A 16,851-nucleotide genomic window follows, 5' to 3' on the forward strand; every position below is an offset into this window, starting at 1 on the left:
TTTGATATTCGAAAAAAAAGGCACAAACAATGAAAGTATATAAAGATACTATTTTACAAGGCGAGTGCGTGGAGATTCTAAAAACTTTGCCAGATTCTAGTATTGATTTAATCTTTGCGGACCCGCCGTATTTTATGCAAACAGATGGCGAATTATTGCGCGTGGAGGGCAGTGCATTTAAGGGCGTTACAGAATCTTGGGATAAATTCGCCGATTTGAAAGATTATGACGCATTTTGCACGGCGTGGCTAGTTGAGTGTCGGCGCATTTTAAAGAAAAACGGCAGTATTTGGGTTATCGGTAGCTTTCAAAATATCTTTCGGCTGGGCTACATTATGCAGAATCTGGGCTTTTGGATAATAAATGATGTGATTTGGGCTAAGCCTAATCCTGTGCCAAATTTTAAAGGGACGCGGCTTTGCAATGCCCATGAAAGCCTGCTTTGGTGTGCTAAATCGCGTGAAAGCAAATACACTTTTAACTACAAAACGATGAAATTTCTAAATGGCGGGAAGCAGGAAAAAAGCGTGTGGAATCTTAGTATATGTATCGGCAATGAACGCTTAAAAGATTCTAAAGGTGATAAAATTCATCCAACCCAAAAGCCTGAAAGCTTACTTGAAAAAGTGATACTTGCGACTAGCAAAAAGGGCGATTTAGTCCTTGACCCCTTTTTTGGCACAGGCACGACTGGGGCAGTAGCAAAGCGTCTTGGGCGGCATTTCTTAGGTATTGAGCGTGAGATTAGCTACATTAAAGCGGCACAAAAGAGGCTAGATTCTGTGAATTTAGATTCTATGAAATTAGATATTATCGATGGCACTTTAGAATCTAAGCCGCCAAAAGTAAGCCTAAAAATGCTTTTAGATTCTAAGTTGATAGAATCTAAGCAGAAATTTTATGATAAAAATGGACGCTATATTTGCGAATTAAGCGAGATAGATTCTAACAAAGTCGTTGATAAAGATGAAACTTTAAGCATTCATAAAATGGCTGCAAAGCATTTAAACAAGGTAAATCACAACGGCTGGGATTATTTCTATATTTATAAAAATGATAAGCTGGTAAGCATTGATTCACTTCGCTATAAATACGATAAATTTAATAAAAAAAAGATTCTATAAAATCTAATAATATGAGCATTAGCAAAGCATACCTAATCTTACAAAGATTGTCATAAATCTAAACCACACCTACCAAGCTTATCCGCTCATCACGCACAAACATAATATCAAAGCTATTTTGAAATAAGATTCTATATCCATTATGTTGCAAAAGCGAAATGATTTCTAGCTTTACACTTTCCACATTATTATGCTCCATTGTTATTACACCAAAGCTGTATTTGCTAAAATCAATGCCCTTTAGCATCTCTAATTCGCCACTCTCAGTGATTGGCAATATCCACATAAAAGCCACTTTTTTATATCACATAAATCAAATCCTACTCAAGCTGCCCTTTAAAGTTCACATTTTGGACTTGTTTAGGACATAATTTTCGAATTTTAAGATTCTCTTTGAAAATTGAAAAGATTTTAGAATCTTATTTCAACTAATGTGAATGTTGTTTTATAACTTCAAGGCAGCGGGGGCATAGTTGGTTAGATTCTGCGTTTTTAGAATCTATTTTAGAATCTTTAGATTCTGTGTGTTTAGAATCTAGTTTGGAATCTTTAGATTCTGTGTTTTTAGAATCTTTAGAATCTAGCTTGTATTGCCAGCAGCGCGGGCATTTTTCTTTTTTGCTTTTTAATGCGTGGAAAGTAAAGCCATTAGATTCTATGCTAAATAATATTTCGCCTTTTTGGTTGGAATCTAAATTAGAATCTACGTTTTTAGAATCTAAGATTACGGAATCTTTTTTGGCGTCTTTAGAATCTAGGGCGTTAGATTCTATAAGACAAGAGCTTACCATTAAAAAGTCTTCTACTAGCTTTGTGAAATGTTTAGATTCTATATTAAAGGCGGTAGCGATGGAATTTACCCACCCCCCAACCCCCCTCCGCAAGGGAGGGGGGCTTTGAATATGGCTATCCTTCGCAATGGTGGGGGAACTAGCGGTTTTAGAATCTTTAAGATTAGATTCTATCACAATTTCTAACTCAAGGCTTGATTTTATGATTTTTTCTTTCTTCAATTTATCGATATTTTCATTAAATAAACTTCGTAAATTTAGAATCTTACTAAAATCCTCCCTTTTAGATTCTATAACTTCTTTTGGCAAAGGCAAACGCTCTAACTCAAACACATTTAAAGCGTTATTTTTTACGCAATTTTCCGCATATTCTAGCGCCTCATCGATTGTATAAGTAAGAAACGGTGCTAAAATATGCAACAAATGATTAGCAATTAGCCCAAAAGTGCTTTGAATCGCCACGCGTTTAGGCGATGAAAGAGCGTCACAATACAAGCTATCCTTGCAAATATCAAGGTAAATCCCGCTCAAAGTCGCGGTAATAAAGCCATTTAGCAACTGAAAGCCCTTGCTAAAATCATACGCACTAAATAGCTCACGCACTTCGCGCTCCATTGCCACAAACTCATGCAAGACCCATTTATCAATTTCACTTAAATGGCAAAATTCCAAAGTTTTCAAACCACTTGTATTTGCAAGTAAGAAACGCAGTGTATTACGCAGTTTAAGATAGTTTTCGCTCACTTGTTTTAAGATATTTTGACTAATTTTCACATCATTTTGATAATCACTTAGTGCGACCCAAAGCCGCAAAATCTCGCTTCCTTGCTGACTAATAATGCTGCTTGGGGCAAGGACATTTCCCTTACTTTTGCTCATTTTTTCGCTTTTTTCGTCAATCGTAAAGCCATGCGTTATGATAGTTTTAAAGGGCGCTTTTTTATTAATCGCGCAACTTACAAGCAAGGAGCTTTGAAACCAGCCACGATGCTGGTCGCTACCTTCTAAATACACATTTGCAGGGTAAGTCCCGGCGTTATATTCGTTATTAGAATCTAGGTAATTTTGAGATTCTATAGAATCTTTTAACACCGCAAACCACGTGCTACCACTATCAAACCACACATCCAAAATGTGCATATTTTTTGTGTAATTTTCCGCTTTCCCCTTGTAAGATTGCGGCAACAACTCCGCCACGCTCAGAGACCACCAAATATCACACCCATTTTTCTCAAACAAATCCGCAATATGCGATGTAACGATAGAATCAAGCAAAGGCTCACCGCTATTTTTATCAATAAAAAATGCAATCGGCACACCCCATTCCCTTTGGCGAGAAATGCACCAGTCAGGGCGATTTTCAACCATTGCCTTAATGCGATTTATGCCATTTGCGGGGTAAAAACGCGTTTTTTCAATCTCGCTTAGGGCGATTTCACGCAAAGTTTTCCCATCAAAAAAGGGCTTATCCATCAAAATAAACCACTGCTTAGTCGCGCGGAAAATCACAGGCTTATTTGTCCGCCAACAATGCGGATATGAGTGCGTTATCTCTTCGTGTTTTAGCAACGCACCACTTTCTTTTAACATCTCTAAAATGCGTTTTTGCGCTTTGAAAATGTGCATCCCAACAAACTCATCTGCCACATTTGCCGGGAGAAGTCCTAGCCGCAAAACGCTAGAATCATAGCACCCACCATCATCCACAGGCATAATCACAGGCAAATTATAACGCAAACACGCAAAGTAGTCATCCTCGCCATGCCCTGGGGCATTATGCACGGAGCCAGAGCCATCTTCAAGGCTTACATAATCAGCCAAAATTAGCTTAGATTCACGATTATTCAAAGGATTTATCGCGGTTAGATTCTCAAAATCTTTTGAATTGAATTTCTGTAAAATCTTACCACTTATAATACCTTTTTCTAGCATTTTTTCATACAGCTTTTCAGCCACGATGCCGCCACTCTCGCACAGCACATAAGTCTCATCAGGCTTAAAAGCAATCGCCACATTGCTAGGCAGGGTCCAAGGCGTTGTCGTCCAAATAATTGCAAAAGGCTTTGAAGTCTTGATATTTAGGGCTTTTATCGTGCTCTCACTCAAAGGAAATTTCACAAATATAGAATCTGATTTTTTATCCTTATATTCAACTTCGGCTTCGGCTAGTGCGCTTTTAGCAGCCCAGCTCCAAAAAATAGGCTTGCTTCTTTGTGTCAAAAGTCCATTTTCAGCGATTTTTGTGAGTGCCTTAAAAATGTCGGCTTCAAAGCGATACTTCATCGTCAAATATGGATTATCAAAATCAGCGATTATGCCCATTGATTCAAACTCGCTTTTTTGAATCTCTACAAACTTTTTAGCGTGTTCGCGACAAGCTTCTCGCGTCTCTATTTTGGTAGGTTTTATTTTTTTTTCTTCAAAGGCATTGCTTACTTGCTGCTCGATAGGAAGTCCATGGCAGTCCCAGCCGGGCGTAAAAAAGACCTGCTTTCCATTGAAAAAATTAAGTTTCACAATAAAATCTTTCAAAATCTTATTTAGGGCATGTCCTACATGCAAATGTCCGTTGGCATACGGCGGTCCATCATGCAGGTTAAATTGATTAGATTCTATATTTTTGTGATTTTTGCGTGGCGAAGACATAATTTTATAAGCAAACTCACGCCATTTAGCATAACGCAAAGGTTCATTTTGCGGCAAATTCGCCTTCATAGGAAAAGCAGTCTTTGGCAAAATCAATGTATCTTTATAATCAATTTGTCCATCTTTTTGAGAATTTTTAGAATCCATACTCGCCCCTTATCAAAATTAAAAATCATAAAAAGCAAGATTCTAACAAAAAACTATCAAAATATAGAATCTAAGAATATAGAATCTAAAATGTTTCAAATCTAAACACTACATAAAAATATATACACATTTTTTAATAAAACTCTTGACTTAGCTTTTTTTTTTTTTTTTGTATCATTTGCCTTATTTAGAATTTAAAGGAGAGAAAATGAAAAAAATGGGGAAATTTAAGAGAAGTTTATGTTTTTTAGCATTTATTACAAGCGGATAAGCACAAGAATACACGCGATGTATCCACAAGAATATTCATATCCACAAAGATATGCTCCGAAAAATTATGATGATACGCATAAATATAGCGATGCACTTTTGGCTTATGGAGCGAAAAAAACGGGGGCACTGCTAGGTATTGAGTATGTTATGCTCGATGTAGATTCTACACTGAAAGGGAATCTTGGCACTTCTTATAATGTAAAAGGAAATATGAATGGCTTTGGCTTAAGGGCTGGGTATCAAAGATTTTTTATGCCTGTGATAGGGACTCGCACTTATGTGGCGTTTAAGTATATGAGGGCTTCATTAAATGATGATACGCACAAGCTAGGGCAGACAAATATTACATTAAATGGAGATATTTTATTTGATTTACCTTTTAATTTTACTAAGCCTAGTAGTGGTTTTGGCGTTATTATCGGCGTTGCGCTAGGTGCGGCTAATTATTATGATAGCGTGTATAATCTGCCTTGGGGCTTTAATATCGGTGTAAATCTAGGTGTAAATTTTCATATCGCAGCAAGACACAGGCTAGAAATGCTTATGCAATGGCTAATACCACTAAAAGACCCAACACTAGCAGAATATAGCAAATCTCACATTTTAGCTACTACTTATAGTGCAGAATCTTTTACATTTAAAAATCTTTCCTTGGGCTTTGGATATACTATCAACTTTTAGGAGTTTAGATTCTATAATTATTATGTGATAATCTATTGTGTTATAGAATCTATCTTAGATTCTGTATTTTGTGCAAATGTTTGGAATCTAGATTTTGTAAATTTTTAAAATCTTTAGATTTTTTAGAATTTAGCAGATTAGATTCTATAACAACGTCATTGCGAGATGTTACCATAGCAAATTCGTAGCAATCTATTCTCTCTCCCTTAAGGATTTGCTTATAGGGCGGGTTTTTAGAATCTTTATTAGAATCTAGATTCTATGAATGTTTAGAATCGTTACGTGGTGCGTGATTAGATTCTATATGTTTTAAATCTTGCGTATAATTTGCGTGATTAGAATCTTTATTGTGTATACAGACATAATTTTATAAGCAAATTCACGCCATTTAGCATAACGCAAAGGCTCATTTTGCGGCAAATTCGCCTTCATAGGAAAAGCAGTCTTTGGCAAAATCAATGTATCTTTATAATCAATTTCTTTAGAATCTTTCTTGCTATCCATATTTTTCCCTTAAATTTTATAAACTAAAAGCAAGATTCTAACAAAAAACTATCAAAATATAGAATCTAAAATAATAAATACATAATGATTTATTTCTAATATTATTTGTATTATATACATAATATTGTTATTTAAAATTTAATTGATATGCTTTATAAAATTCTTTTAAAAAAGATTCTACATTTTTTTGCAAGGTTTTTAAGTCACTTACATTTTCTATCACAAAGTCACTTTTTTGTCTTTTTAACTCAATGTCAATTTGTGATTCTACACGCTTTAATGCTTCATCTTTGCTAAGATTATTTCTAATCATAAGTCGTTGAAGTTGAATTTCTTTACTAGCATAAACACAAACTACAAATCTTGCTTTATAATTGTATTTACTTTCAAAATATAAAGGAATATCTATAAAATACGGCTTATTTTTAGATTCCAAAATGCTACATTCTTTAGAAATTCTTTCGTAAATTAATGGATGCAATATAGATTCTAATAGCTCTTTTTGATTACTATCATTAAAAATAATCTTACCTAAGGCCGCCCTATTAATTTTAGAATCTTGCAAGATAGAGTCACCAAAATGACTAGCAATCAATAAAGAATTTTCATCTAAAATCTTATGCGAAATACTATCAGCATCAATAACTCCAAAGCCTTCCAATTTCAGTAAATTAGCGACAGTGCTTTTGCCACACGCAATGCCGCCAGTAAGAATATTTCCCATCATATATAATTCCAAAAACTTAGAATCTACTTCATCTCCTTAAGCCTTGCGACTATTTCATGTGGCGTGATTGTGCGACCATTTGCCCGACCGAAAAACTCGACCTTGCGACCTAAAATCCGCTCGATTTCATCCCTATACTGCCCCTTATTTAGCTCGACTACTAGAATCTTTTTAAATCGCTTTCCTATTTCTGCGATTTCTTTCTCTGGGCTTGGCCAAAGTGTTACCGGACGAAACAATCCTGCCTTTACCTCGCCACTTTTTTTCAGTTCATGGAGTGCCTCTTTCACACTCAAAGTCGTGCTACCATACGCAATGATAGCGATTTCCGCGTCATCTAAATACAATTCCTCATTTTTACTTAGATAATCAGCCCTTGATTCCACCTTATTAAATAGCCTATCAATCAACGCCTGACCTTCCACCGCATTTTCCGTTGGAAAGCCGATAGCCCCGTGGTGCAAACCTGTGATATGGTATCGATAGCCTTTGAAAAAGGGATTTAGCACGGCTGGTTCATTTGGTCCTACGCCATAAGGTTTGTAGTCTTTTGGGTCGCCTTTAAACTCTTTTCTATGCTTATTTGTGCGTTGAATCTCCTCTAAATCGGGGATTTCCGTCCTGCCATACATGTGTCCTAAGGTCTCATCAAGTAGCAAGAATACAGGCTGCATAAACTCTTCAGCCAGGTTAAATGCACGAACAGATTCAGTATAAGCCTCCTCCAAAGTCCCCGGTGCTAAAGCAATGGATTTATAATCGCCATGAGTTGGGTAACGAGCGAAAGCTATATCGCCCTGCCCTACGCGTGTTGGCATACCAGTTGAAGGTCCTAAACGCATTACATTTACAATCACTAGCGGGATTTCCGCCATGTAGCCTAAGCCTATTTGCTCCGCTTTAAGCGAGATTCCAGGACCTGAACTCCCCGTCATAGCCTTAACACCACTCATTGACGCGCCCAAAGCCACAGAAATACCGCTAATCTCATCTTCCATTTGTATAAAATTACCGCCGTGGTGTGGCAGTAAATGCGCCATCTCATGCATCACGTCCGAGCTAGGCGTGATAGGATAGCCCCCATAGAATCTACATCCAGCGTCAATCGCGCCCATCGCGACCAACTCATTTCCACCTGTTATAACCTCTCGCATTTACGCCTCCTGCAGTGCCATAAATTTATTTGCTTTGATTTTTTCAGCGCGCTCTTGCGCCTCTTTGCTCGATTTTGCAAACTTAAATTTCTTTCTATCCGCGACCACAATGGCGAAATCAGGGCAGTGCAACTCGCACTCCATGCAGCCTATGCAGCTTTGCGGATACATCACTTTGACGATTTTGCCTAGCACTTTGTGCGGGTCCAAATTCATCGCCAAGACGCCTGAAGGGCATCGCGACACGCATATATCACACGCTTTACACCTACTCTCATTTACCCATACAGGTGTGTTTTCGGGCATTATCACATCTGACATTTTGTTCTCCTTGTAAGTTTGTATGTTTCAAAATGAAACATTCACAAATCATTCTTTCACATTTTTACGCAATTTTATAGAATCTAATATTATCAAAAAATATTAGATTAATAAACGCAATTATACAACGCTTTACATTATTAGAATCTTAAAACACAACAATTTTAAGAATTTTTTTAAAAGCGTTTAGATTCTAAACATTTTTTATATGAAATATGTAAAAATTACACAATTCAAAATATATTATATAAATTTATCCCCTTATTTCTTCACTTCACTAGAACGTTTCATAATGCTATCAATTAGCCCGTATTTTGCCGCTTCTTCTGCGCTCATATAGTAGTCACGTTCGCAATCAGCTATGATTTTTTTCACACTTTGCCCTGTATTTTTGCTTAAAATCTCATTAATGATACTTTTTAGTCGCAAGATTTCACGTGCCTGAATCTCAATATCACTCGCCTGTCCGCGCGCCCCACCTAGTGGCTGATGTATCATAATTCTCGCATTTGGGAGCGCATATCGCTTACCCTTTGTGCCGCAACTAAGCAAAAACGCGCCCATACTTGCCGCCTGCCCTACGCAAATCGTGCAAATATCAGGCTTAATGTAGCTCATCGTATCATAAACGCTAAAGCCGCTAGTAACGCTACCCCCTGGCGAATTGATATACAAAAACACATCTTTTTGCGGGTCTTCAGCCTCCAAAAATAGCAGCTGGGCGACAATGGAACTCGCCACACCATCGTCAATCTCGCCACTTAGCATAATAATGCGGTCCTTTAGCAAACGCGAATAAATATCATAACTTCGCTCGCCACGCCCCGTTTTCTCAATCACATAAGGAATGTAGTTCATATCTTAACCCTTTTATTTTAGAATCTAAAAGGCAAGATTATATCAAAAAGTTATGTAGATTCTATGAAATTTGTTAGAAATGTGAAAGTTTGGCTGAACTTTGAAAATTTTGAAGTTATGAAATTTAGAATTTTCTTATTTTTTATAGAATCTAATTATTAAAAAGGAGTAAAAATGACAAACCTAGCAAAACGGATAATTCCCTGCCTTGATATAAAGGATGGTCGCGTGGTAAAGGGCGTGAATTTCATAGGTTTAAAAGATGCTGGAAACCCTATTGATGTGGCGAAACGTTACAATGATAGCGGGGCTGATGAGCTTGTTTTCCTTGATATAAATGCGAGTTTTGAAGGGCGTAAGGCGACTTTGAAGGTCATAGAATCTATCGCGCGGCAGGTCTTTATCCCGCTTAGCGTGGGCGGTGGGATTGCGACTTTGAGCGATATTAGCGACTTATTGAATGCTGGGTGTGACAAGGTTAGCCTTAATTCTGCGGCGTTAAATCGCCCTGATTTTATCAATGAAGCCGCGCAGAAATTTGGCAGTCAGTGCGTGGTCGTGGCGGTGGATGTAAAGCAGCGAAGTGATGGCTCTATCGGCGTTTTCACGCATGGTGGGCGGAAAGATAGCGCGCGTGAGATGGTTTCGTGGCTAAAAGAAGCACAAAGTCGCGGTGCAGGCGAGATTTTACTAACGAGTATGGATAGCGATGGGACAAAAAGCGGCTTTGATTTATCTAAACTCTCTAAGGCGCTAGAATCTTGCAATTTGCCCATTATCGCAAGTGGTGGGGCGGGCTCCATGCAGCATATTTTGGATGCCTTTGAAATCGGCGTAGATGCGGCACTCGCGGCTAGTATTTTCCACTATGGCGAAATTGAGATTATGGACTTAAAACATTTTCTAGCCCAAAACGGCGTTAAGGTTAGAATCTAGATTCTAATTATTCACAAAAGCAATAAAAATTTCAATCTAGATTCTAAAAATGCTAACACCAAAATTTAAACAGATTTAGCTAACTTTAAAATAAGTCAATATTACCCTAAAGTCCCTTAAAATCTATTGGTATATCTAACACTTCTTTTGGAAAAATATAAGGTCTAGCAGATGGTAGCCCATATTCTAAATTTCTATATATTTTTATAGCCATATATGTTGATAAATGATATAGTGGTGGCATTTTTTGATAATCTTTATAATATACATTAATTAGAATATCCCACATTTTTACATAGTAATCTTTTATGGAATCTGGAGTTGAATCTTTATCTCTAGGGTCTTTTATAAGTCCTTGTTCTCTTGCATACACTAAACCTATCTTATTCTTGTCGCCACCATAAACGCATGGATTTTGTATCCCTGTTAAATCTATTATTAAATCAGGTGGAAATTTGGTGTCAAAATATGGGTCTAAACCATTTATTAAACCCTTTTGCTTTGGCGGCTTATCCATGTAAGTTTGCATTTGTGTTGCCTTTAGCTTTGAAGGATGCAACATGGTTAATCCTCTAGTGTAGTTATACGCATACGCATTAATATCATCTTCACTACCTAAAGCAATAGCACAACGCTTACACGCATGATACATTACAAGTGCGTATATATCGCTATTTTTATAAGACGAAGCAGCAAGCCTGAAAGCTAAAGGACTTTTATACACAAGAGCGGCACCCAACCATAACTCTGCTTTCACGTATGTCTTGCTAAACTCTTCTCTTTGTGCTTCTATATCGATTACTTCCCAAAGACAAGATTCTAAAGCATAGTTATATTGATGTATTGCTTCTGCACGATTTAGGTTTAAATCACTAGGAGTAATATGTATATAATTTAACCTAGTTGTACGAGTTGCCCATTTATATAGTTGATAATACATATAGCTTACTTCGGGATTTTTTTCATGTAATAAAGCATGAACTATATTAGAACATTCAGCAAGTTGGCTTGGTGCTTCATCTCTAAAGCTAAAACGTGCTCTATCAAATAAACATTTAGCTAATGCTACACCAGCCTTAGAATATCCTTCTTTATATGCTAATCTAAGAAGTGGTAATATTTCTTGTTGTATATCCACATCAAACCTATCAAAATTCTCAGGTTTTACATCAAACCTATCAAATATCTTCATTGCTTTATCATAAGCGATTTTAGCAGTATTAGAAACTCTACCACTGTATTCATAAGGTTTGGAATCTGCATTGATATTTGGGAATAAACTTGATTTTAATTCGCTTTTTTTTACAATCATTTTTCTTTGTTCTTTTACGCTTAACTTCATAAATTTATCTTTCTCAGCCTTGCTCCATTTTATGCCATTACCCTTTGGAGAGTGTTTATATGATTTAAGAGTATGCATTATAAAATTTAATTCATATTGCTTTATAAAACTAAGAGAATTTGCATCTGCTGGTAAGCTAACCCTAAATTCTTCTACTTCTTTGTAAAATCTTTGCCAAAATGGCAATTCGCTTGTTTTAAAAATTGCTTCACTCATTTTAATCCTTTTTAATATCTATTGTAGTTGGTATAAAGTTTTTATCATATACAAGATTCCCTAATAATTTTGGCTCTTCTTTAAAACCTTCACTACCAGCTCTAATTTTATCAAAATCTCCGTTATATACATAATAATTATATTCTGCTATTCTCTTTAGCTGTATTATAAAATCTCTAGTGGTTGTTATAGGCTTTGAAGCTTTGAAATTGTTATCAACATTTTCTTCTTTGTCATCATTAGCTTCAACCTTTAATTTGGTTTTTATAAGTTTTTTAAAATCCATAAGATATTGTGTACTAAAAATACGTTTTATATCATTTATATTATGATTAGGAATGGTATCTGCCAAATACAAAATATGCTCATCTTTAGCCATATCTATATAGCACAATACTTTGCAATATGCAATTTTATAAATACTATATGTTTGAGTGTGAAAATTACTTAATGGGATTATATTTCTATTTTTTCCGCATATATAATTTCTTAGTATTTCTAAAGTATATTTTTTAGTATCATCAATATCTTGTATAAATCCTGCAAGACTTGGGTTATACATACAACATCCTGCATTAAAAGGTGAGCCACCTATTAGCATGGCAGAAAAATCAGCACTAAGAAATGTTTGCTCAATTGGCTCTGGCAAATAAATATGCGGGGAGTCATTCTCCCACTTAGAATATGGCATATTTTTATAACGTCTACTTGATAAAAATATATCAACTATCTTTTCTTTTGCAAGATTTTTACTTGCATTTGGAAATATTTTAGAAAATATAGAATCTAGTGCTATATCTATTAAAAAATTTACCCCAAAAGATTGTAGGTTATTAGTGGTAATTTTCTTATCCTTAAAGATTTTTTCATAATACTCTATGCTTTCTTGCAATGTATATTTTATTGCTTTTATGTTTTGATGTTCTAGTAGATTTGCTAGCAAATCTTTAGCATTTGGTTTAATATTGCTTGTGGTTGTATTTAGTGCATTATTTTGTAATTCTTCTTTTATACGTTGAGTAAAAACAAAAGTATTAGAATTTTGAATCTTATTTTCGATATTTTTACTCACATTATACAATAGCAAAGACTTAACAAATACATTCTCTATACCATCAAAATCAAAATCTACAAATACAATAAAACAAAACTTAAAATATATATCTGTATCTAGTATTTCTTTAAGTATTTTTTGCATAGCTAATGGTATAGTTCTTTCTATAAAATTAATTATGTAAGCTTTATCAAGAAAACCACTATTACTATATGTAAAGGATAAATCCTCATAAGTTTGTATAATAATTTTTGTATATTTTTTGTGTATCTTTTGGCTATTATATGTTTTTATAATATTATTCTTAAATTTTTCAATATCTTTTATATTTATCTTTGATGAATAATAAATATTTATAGCTTGCAATAAAAAATTATGTAAACTAGAAGGTTTAATATCTTTTATAGAATCTTCAAACCTGTTTTTTATACTATCCACATCTTTTTTAATATCTTGCGGAACAATGGATTCTATATCATAAAAATAAGAAAATAATACTGCAAAATAATTTAGAGTATTTATCATATTGGTTATATGCGGTCTTACTCTGTCGCTATATTCTAATGTTTTTGCAGGAGATATTCTTTTGTGATACCAAGCTAATCCCATATCATCATTTACAACAATAATCGTAAACAACTCTTTAAATACATTATAAGCTGTTTGCAAATCTAATCTATCTGCACTATTCTTGATAAATAATTTATTCAATATATTTGTTATTTTATCTGCTCTATTTGTAAATAGAAATGGCAATTTGGAATCTAATTCTTCAGCTTCCTTTAATAAATCTTGTCGCATCTTACTAAAAAACCTTGTTTTATTAATTTTATATATAGGTGTTAAAAACAATATGTGATTTTTGATTGATGTCTTTTTATTGTAAATATCTTGTATTTCTTTTTGTATTTTATACTCAATGGATTTTGTGTATAATGGGGTTGTAATAAAAATCATATTTTTTTGTAATGGTTTATTTTTTTGACTAGACATTTTAAAACCTTGAAGCAATAAATCAAGTATAAGCATGGAGCTAAAACTCTGCGTTTTTGCCAATAAAAAATTGCTAGATTCTAAAAACATATTTTTTAAATGCTGGAATGATGAGCTTATGGAAAGATTTTTAGTATTATTAAAGTTTGTTGATAAAACATTATTTGTATGTTTATAATTAAAATATTTCACTTTGTCTTTTTGTCTATTTATAGAATCTTGAAATTTTATAGATAGATACTCTAACGGAGATTGATTAATGTATGTTTCATCATAAATAGCACCTTGCAATCCTGTAAATAACGAAATTTGAGAATAACTATAATTAGAATCTCTTAAGTTTTGTGTATTTACTCGAGTTTGATATGTAATAGAAATATTAAATAAACATTCATTGCTATCAAATTGATTGTAGATTCTATAAGATTCTATAATAAGTTTTAAAGCTATTGCATTTCCACTAGAATCAATATTTTCAATACGAAAATTACCATATTTATTGTTGCTCATGTTTATTATATGTGAGTTTTTATACGATGAGTTTATAGAATCTAAGATATATAAAATTCTTGCAAAATGTTTATAAATAATATTTTCTAACTCTTTTCTTTTGTCATGATTATTTATTGCTTTATACATATCCACTAAGCTTAAGATTCCGCCTAAAATAAGTGTGGCTAACCTTAAATGTGGGCTAACACCAAGTATAATATTTGCTAAGCTAATAAGTATTTTATTATTCTTTAATCCTACATCTATCGCAAGAAATATAGCTATTGGAATACCAAAATCTTTTAGGATTGTTTTAGATAGTTGCTCTGCTTCCCTTTGAATATCATACAAGTTATATTCATCTTGTGCTTTTTTCTCATATTTTTTAATTTCATTAGAATAATTTGATTTGATATTTTGCATTTGTGTTAGTGCATTTATCGCGTTACCAGAATTTATATTTTTTAATAAATCTAATACCTTATAGTAATTGTCATTTATTGCTTTAAGATATTTATCTATATGCTTATTATCATCTTGCACTTCATATTTACCTTGCTTAAAATTTTCTATAATGCTTAATAGATTTTCTAATTCTTGTTGTACATTAATATACAATATATCTTCTTTATATTCAATGCTTGATTTATTTGAAATACTATCATTTATAATTGCTTTATTGTATAGTGTGGTATTTGATATAAACAAAGTATTTGTGTGTATTGTATTTGACATATTTTATCCTTTTTTGCTTAGATTCTATCTTAACACTATTAACTTGCTAAATAACTTTATCCATAATTAATTTTATCATCTTTTATCTTATGTTTTTTTGCATAATTTAGAATCTTTTGTCTTAATTGTGGTGGAAAGCCAACTCTTTGTATTGCTGGGATTCTTGGGTCTAGATTAAAATCTAGTGTGCCATTTTCAAATCTCTCTTCTAAATCCTCTGGAAAAAAATAATATGGTGCATTTGGGTATCCTTGTGGTGGTGTAACAGCTATGATTTTAGCCTCTGCTATCATTCGTATAATAAAAAATTCTAAATCTCTTGAAGGGTCATCATTATCATCCTCTATACCATAGTCGTATCTTATTAAATATTTATTATAGTTTTCTTTCAAAAATTTATAGTATTCTTTTCTACTTTTTTCACTTTGAGAAGGATTGAGTGTTGGGTCTATTAATTTACCTTCATTTTTCATATCGACTAAAGAAAATGCAACAGAATCATATATCCCTTGCTTATAAGTATCACATGTCCTAGCAAAATCCCAATTCCAACTTGGTGGCACTAATTCATCTATATAAGGATACATATCAAATCTATCTGGTTTTATACTCTGTTCTAGCTGGGTAACCATAGCGTTTTTTAATGGATTATTGAATCTATTTGGTTTTACGTGCCACAATGGTTCATCACTATGTGGGATAAAGCCTACTTGCACACTTAAGGTCTTTGATTGAATTCTCCTTGCAAGAAATGGAGTATTGTCATATCCTGCATCTCTAAAGCCTTCTTCATAACCTAATAAAGCTATACTTAAATTATATTCTGCTGATACTATTTCAATTGGATTATATCCACTTCCATCTTCTACTTCATCTACTAGCTGTGGATATTTACTACCATTGCCTATTGCCTCTAGCGGTATATCTACCACAGAACTTCTTAAGCCACTTCTAATACATAAATATTGATACCTTTGTGTAGTAGTATTTAAGGATTCAAAATATGCCTTTTCACTATTAGTCCATGGTGCTATCATTTTCTTTTTTGGATGCTCTAAATATAGTTTCTTCCAATTTAGCACATATAAATTAGCATTATTATATCCCCTAAATCCTTGCATGTTAGAATCTTTTTTAAATATCAAAGGTTTATAATTAAAATATGGGGAATTTCTTAGTATAGAATCTGCCTGAAATAACGCTTCGTTGTATTCCTGTCTATGTTTATTGATACTTTTACCCTTTAAAATTGGCATACCTTGTGAATCAAGGTAAACTTTTATACCACTTGGTGTAAGTAAATATTTTTTCTGTGACATACTATTCCTTAATATTAAGTTATCTCCCCCAAAATCCACCATCTTGTATAATCATAGTTGCAAGGCGACCTATTATTGGTTTTTGCATTGTATTAGTTTTATGCTCTTTTTTCCAATATAATGCTTGTATATTATGCTTTCCTATTGCTTTTAAAGATTCTAAAAAGGCTTTATCGCTTATAGTTACATTTGCAATGCCATCTATCTTTTCTGCAAGATATAATATTGCTTTGTTGTACTCTTTAAGTATTTCTGCTGTATCACTATATTTTTCAATATCTTTGTATTTATTCATCTCATTATCTAATATTTGTTTCTTTGTAAATTTATTTATATTGCTATCAAGGCTGTATATTTGTATGTCTTTGACACTTAATTCGCTTATTTTTAGAATCTTATTTGCAAAATCATTATCGCTAATTTCACCTCTAAATAAATCATAAACTATAAAACATAAAAGCTGTTTAATACAAAGCTGTCTTATGGCTTTATTATCATTGTCTATATATGGCATAATATATGGAAAAAACTCTATGCC

Annotated in this window: 15 protein-coding genes and 1 pseudogene; 4 read left to right on the forward strand and 12 right to left on the reverse strand. The window is 33.5% G+C overall.

All coding sequences use genetic code 11. From position 1 onward, the window contains the following. Positions 1 to 29 precede the first annotated feature (29 nt). Positions 30 to 1,124, forward strand: coding sequence for a DNA-methyltransferase (locus LS64_RS02130; RefSeq protein WP_034573109.1), 1,095 nt, complete (start codon positions 30 to 32; stop codon positions 1,122 to 1,124). 58 nt (positions 1,125 to 1,182) lie between these two features. On the opposite strand, the gene LS64_RS02135 is transcribed toward LS64_RS02130, so the two are convergent. Together LS64_RS02135 and ileS are read right to left on the reverse strand one after the other, a co-directional pair. Then, positions 1,183 to 1,410, reverse strand: a complete 228-nt coding sequence (locus tag LS64_RS02135; RefSeq protein ID WP_034573108.1) for a hypothetical protein — start codon at positions 1,408 to 1,410, stop codon at positions 1,183 to 1,185. Positions 1,411 to 1,837: 427 nt separating this feature from the next. Continuing rightward, positions 1,838 to 4,675, reverse strand: a pseudogene (gene ileS, locus LS64_RS02140) (isoleucine--tRNA ligase); the annotation flags it as partial. A gap of 12 nt (positions 4,676 to 4,687) precedes the next feature. On the opposite strand from ileS, the gene LS64_RS13535 reads away from it, so the two are divergent. Together LS64_RS13535 and LS64_RS02145 are read left to right on the forward strand one after the other, a co-directional pair. Beyond that, positions 4,688 to 4,813: a hypothetical protein gene (locus LS64_RS13535; protein ID WP_272916606.1), complete on the forward strand. Its 126-nt coding sequence runs from the start codon at positions 4,688 to 4,690 to the stop codon at positions 4,811 to 4,813. A 135-nt stretch (positions 4,814 to 4,948) separates the two neighbouring features. Beyond that, positions 4,949 to 5,662: an outer membrane beta-barrel protein gene (locus LS64_RS02145; protein WP_034569996.1), complete on the forward strand. Its 714-nt coding sequence runs from the start codon at positions 4,949 to 4,951 to the stop codon at positions 5,660 to 5,662. A 49-nt stretch (positions 5,663 to 5,711) separates the two neighbouring features. Here the strand turns inward: LS64_RS02145 and LS64_RS13540 are convergent, their stop codons facing one another. The 6 genes from LS64_RS13540 to clpP form a co-directional block, all read right to left on the reverse strand. Beyond that, entirely contained in the window at positions 5,712 to 5,837 is a 126-nt protein-coding gene (locus LS64_RS13540; RefSeq protein ID WP_272916605.1) for a hypothetical protein, read from the reverse strand. 134 nt (positions 5,838 to 5,971) lie between these two features. After that, positions 5,972 to 6,166, reverse strand: a complete 195-nt coding sequence (locus LS64_RS02150; RefSeq protein WP_118949271.1) for a hypothetical protein — start codon at positions 6,164 to 6,166, stop codon at positions 5,972 to 5,974. A gap of 127 nt (positions 6,167 to 6,293) precedes the next feature. Beyond that, on the reverse strand, positions 6,294 to 6,893 hold the full coding sequence (gene coaE, locus LS64_RS02155; RefSeq protein WP_034571271.1) for a dephospho-CoA kinase: 600 nt from the start codon (positions 6,891 to 6,893) through the stop codon (positions 6,294 to 6,296). Between the two features lie 23 nt (positions 6,894 to 6,916). Next, a complete protein-coding gene (locus LS64_RS02160; RefSeq protein WP_034571274.1) occupies positions 6,917 to 8,047 on the reverse strand; it encodes a 2-oxoglutarate synthase subunit alpha in 1,131 nt (376 codons plus the stop codon). Then, positions 8,048 to 8,368, reverse strand: a complete 321-nt coding sequence (locus tag LS64_RS02165) for a 4Fe-4S dicluster domain-containing protein (RefSeq protein WP_034571277.1) — start codon at positions 8,366 to 8,368, stop codon at positions 8,048 to 8,050. Between the two features lie 261 nt (positions 8,369 to 8,629). Continuing rightward, on the reverse strand, positions 8,630 to 9,226 hold the full coding sequence (gene clpP, locus LS64_RS02170; RefSeq protein ID WP_034571280.1) for an ATP-dependent Clp endopeptidase proteolytic subunit ClpP: 597 nt from the start codon (positions 9,224 to 9,226) through the stop codon (positions 8,630 to 8,632). A gap of 174 nt (positions 9,227 to 9,400) precedes the next feature. On the opposite strand from clpP, the gene hisF reads away from it, so the two are divergent. After that, complete coding sequence (gene hisF, locus LS64_RS02175; protein ID WP_034571283.1) at positions 9,401 to 10,162, forward strand: imidazole glycerol phosphate synthase subunit HisF; 762 nt, start codon at positions 9,401 to 9,403, stop codon at positions 10,160 to 10,162. A gap of 106 nt (positions 10,163 to 10,268) precedes the next feature. On the opposite strand, the gene LS64_RS02180 is transcribed toward hisF, so the two are convergent. From LS64_RS02180 to LS64_RS02195, 4 genes are read right to left on the reverse strand one after another with little or no spacing between them, the layout of a single operon-like run. Next, complete coding sequence (locus tag LS64_RS02180; RefSeq protein WP_034571286.1) at positions 10,269 to 11,720, reverse strand: hypothetical protein; 1,452 nt, start codon at positions 11,718 to 11,720, stop codon at positions 10,269 to 10,271. Position 11,721: 1 nt separating this feature from the next. Then, positions 11,722 to 14,994 (reverse strand): DUF4168 domain-containing protein, encoded by a 3,273-nt coding sequence (locus tag LS64_RS02185; protein ID WP_034571288.1) that lies wholly within the window; start codon positions 14,992 to 14,994, stop codon positions 11,722 to 11,724. 56 nt (positions 14,995 to 15,050) lie between these two features. Next, positions 15,051 to 16,313, reverse strand: a complete 1,263-nt coding sequence (locus tag LS64_RS02190; protein WP_034571291.1) for a hypothetical protein — start codon at positions 16,311 to 16,313, stop codon at positions 15,051 to 15,053. Positions 16,314 to 16,332: 19 nt separating this feature from the next. Then, positions 16,333 to 16,827, reverse strand: a complete 495-nt coding sequence (locus tag LS64_RS02195; protein WP_034571294.1) for a hypothetical protein — start codon at positions 16,825 to 16,827, stop codon at positions 16,333 to 16,335. Between the last annotated feature and the right edge of the window lie 24 nt (positions 16,828 to 16,851).

Origin of the sequence: Helicobacter saguini (genome assembly GCF_000762875.2) — a bacterium.
GTDB classification, from domain to species: domain Bacteria; phylum Campylobacterota; class Campylobacteria; order Campylobacterales; family Helicobacteraceae; genus Helicobacter_A; species Helicobacter_A saguini.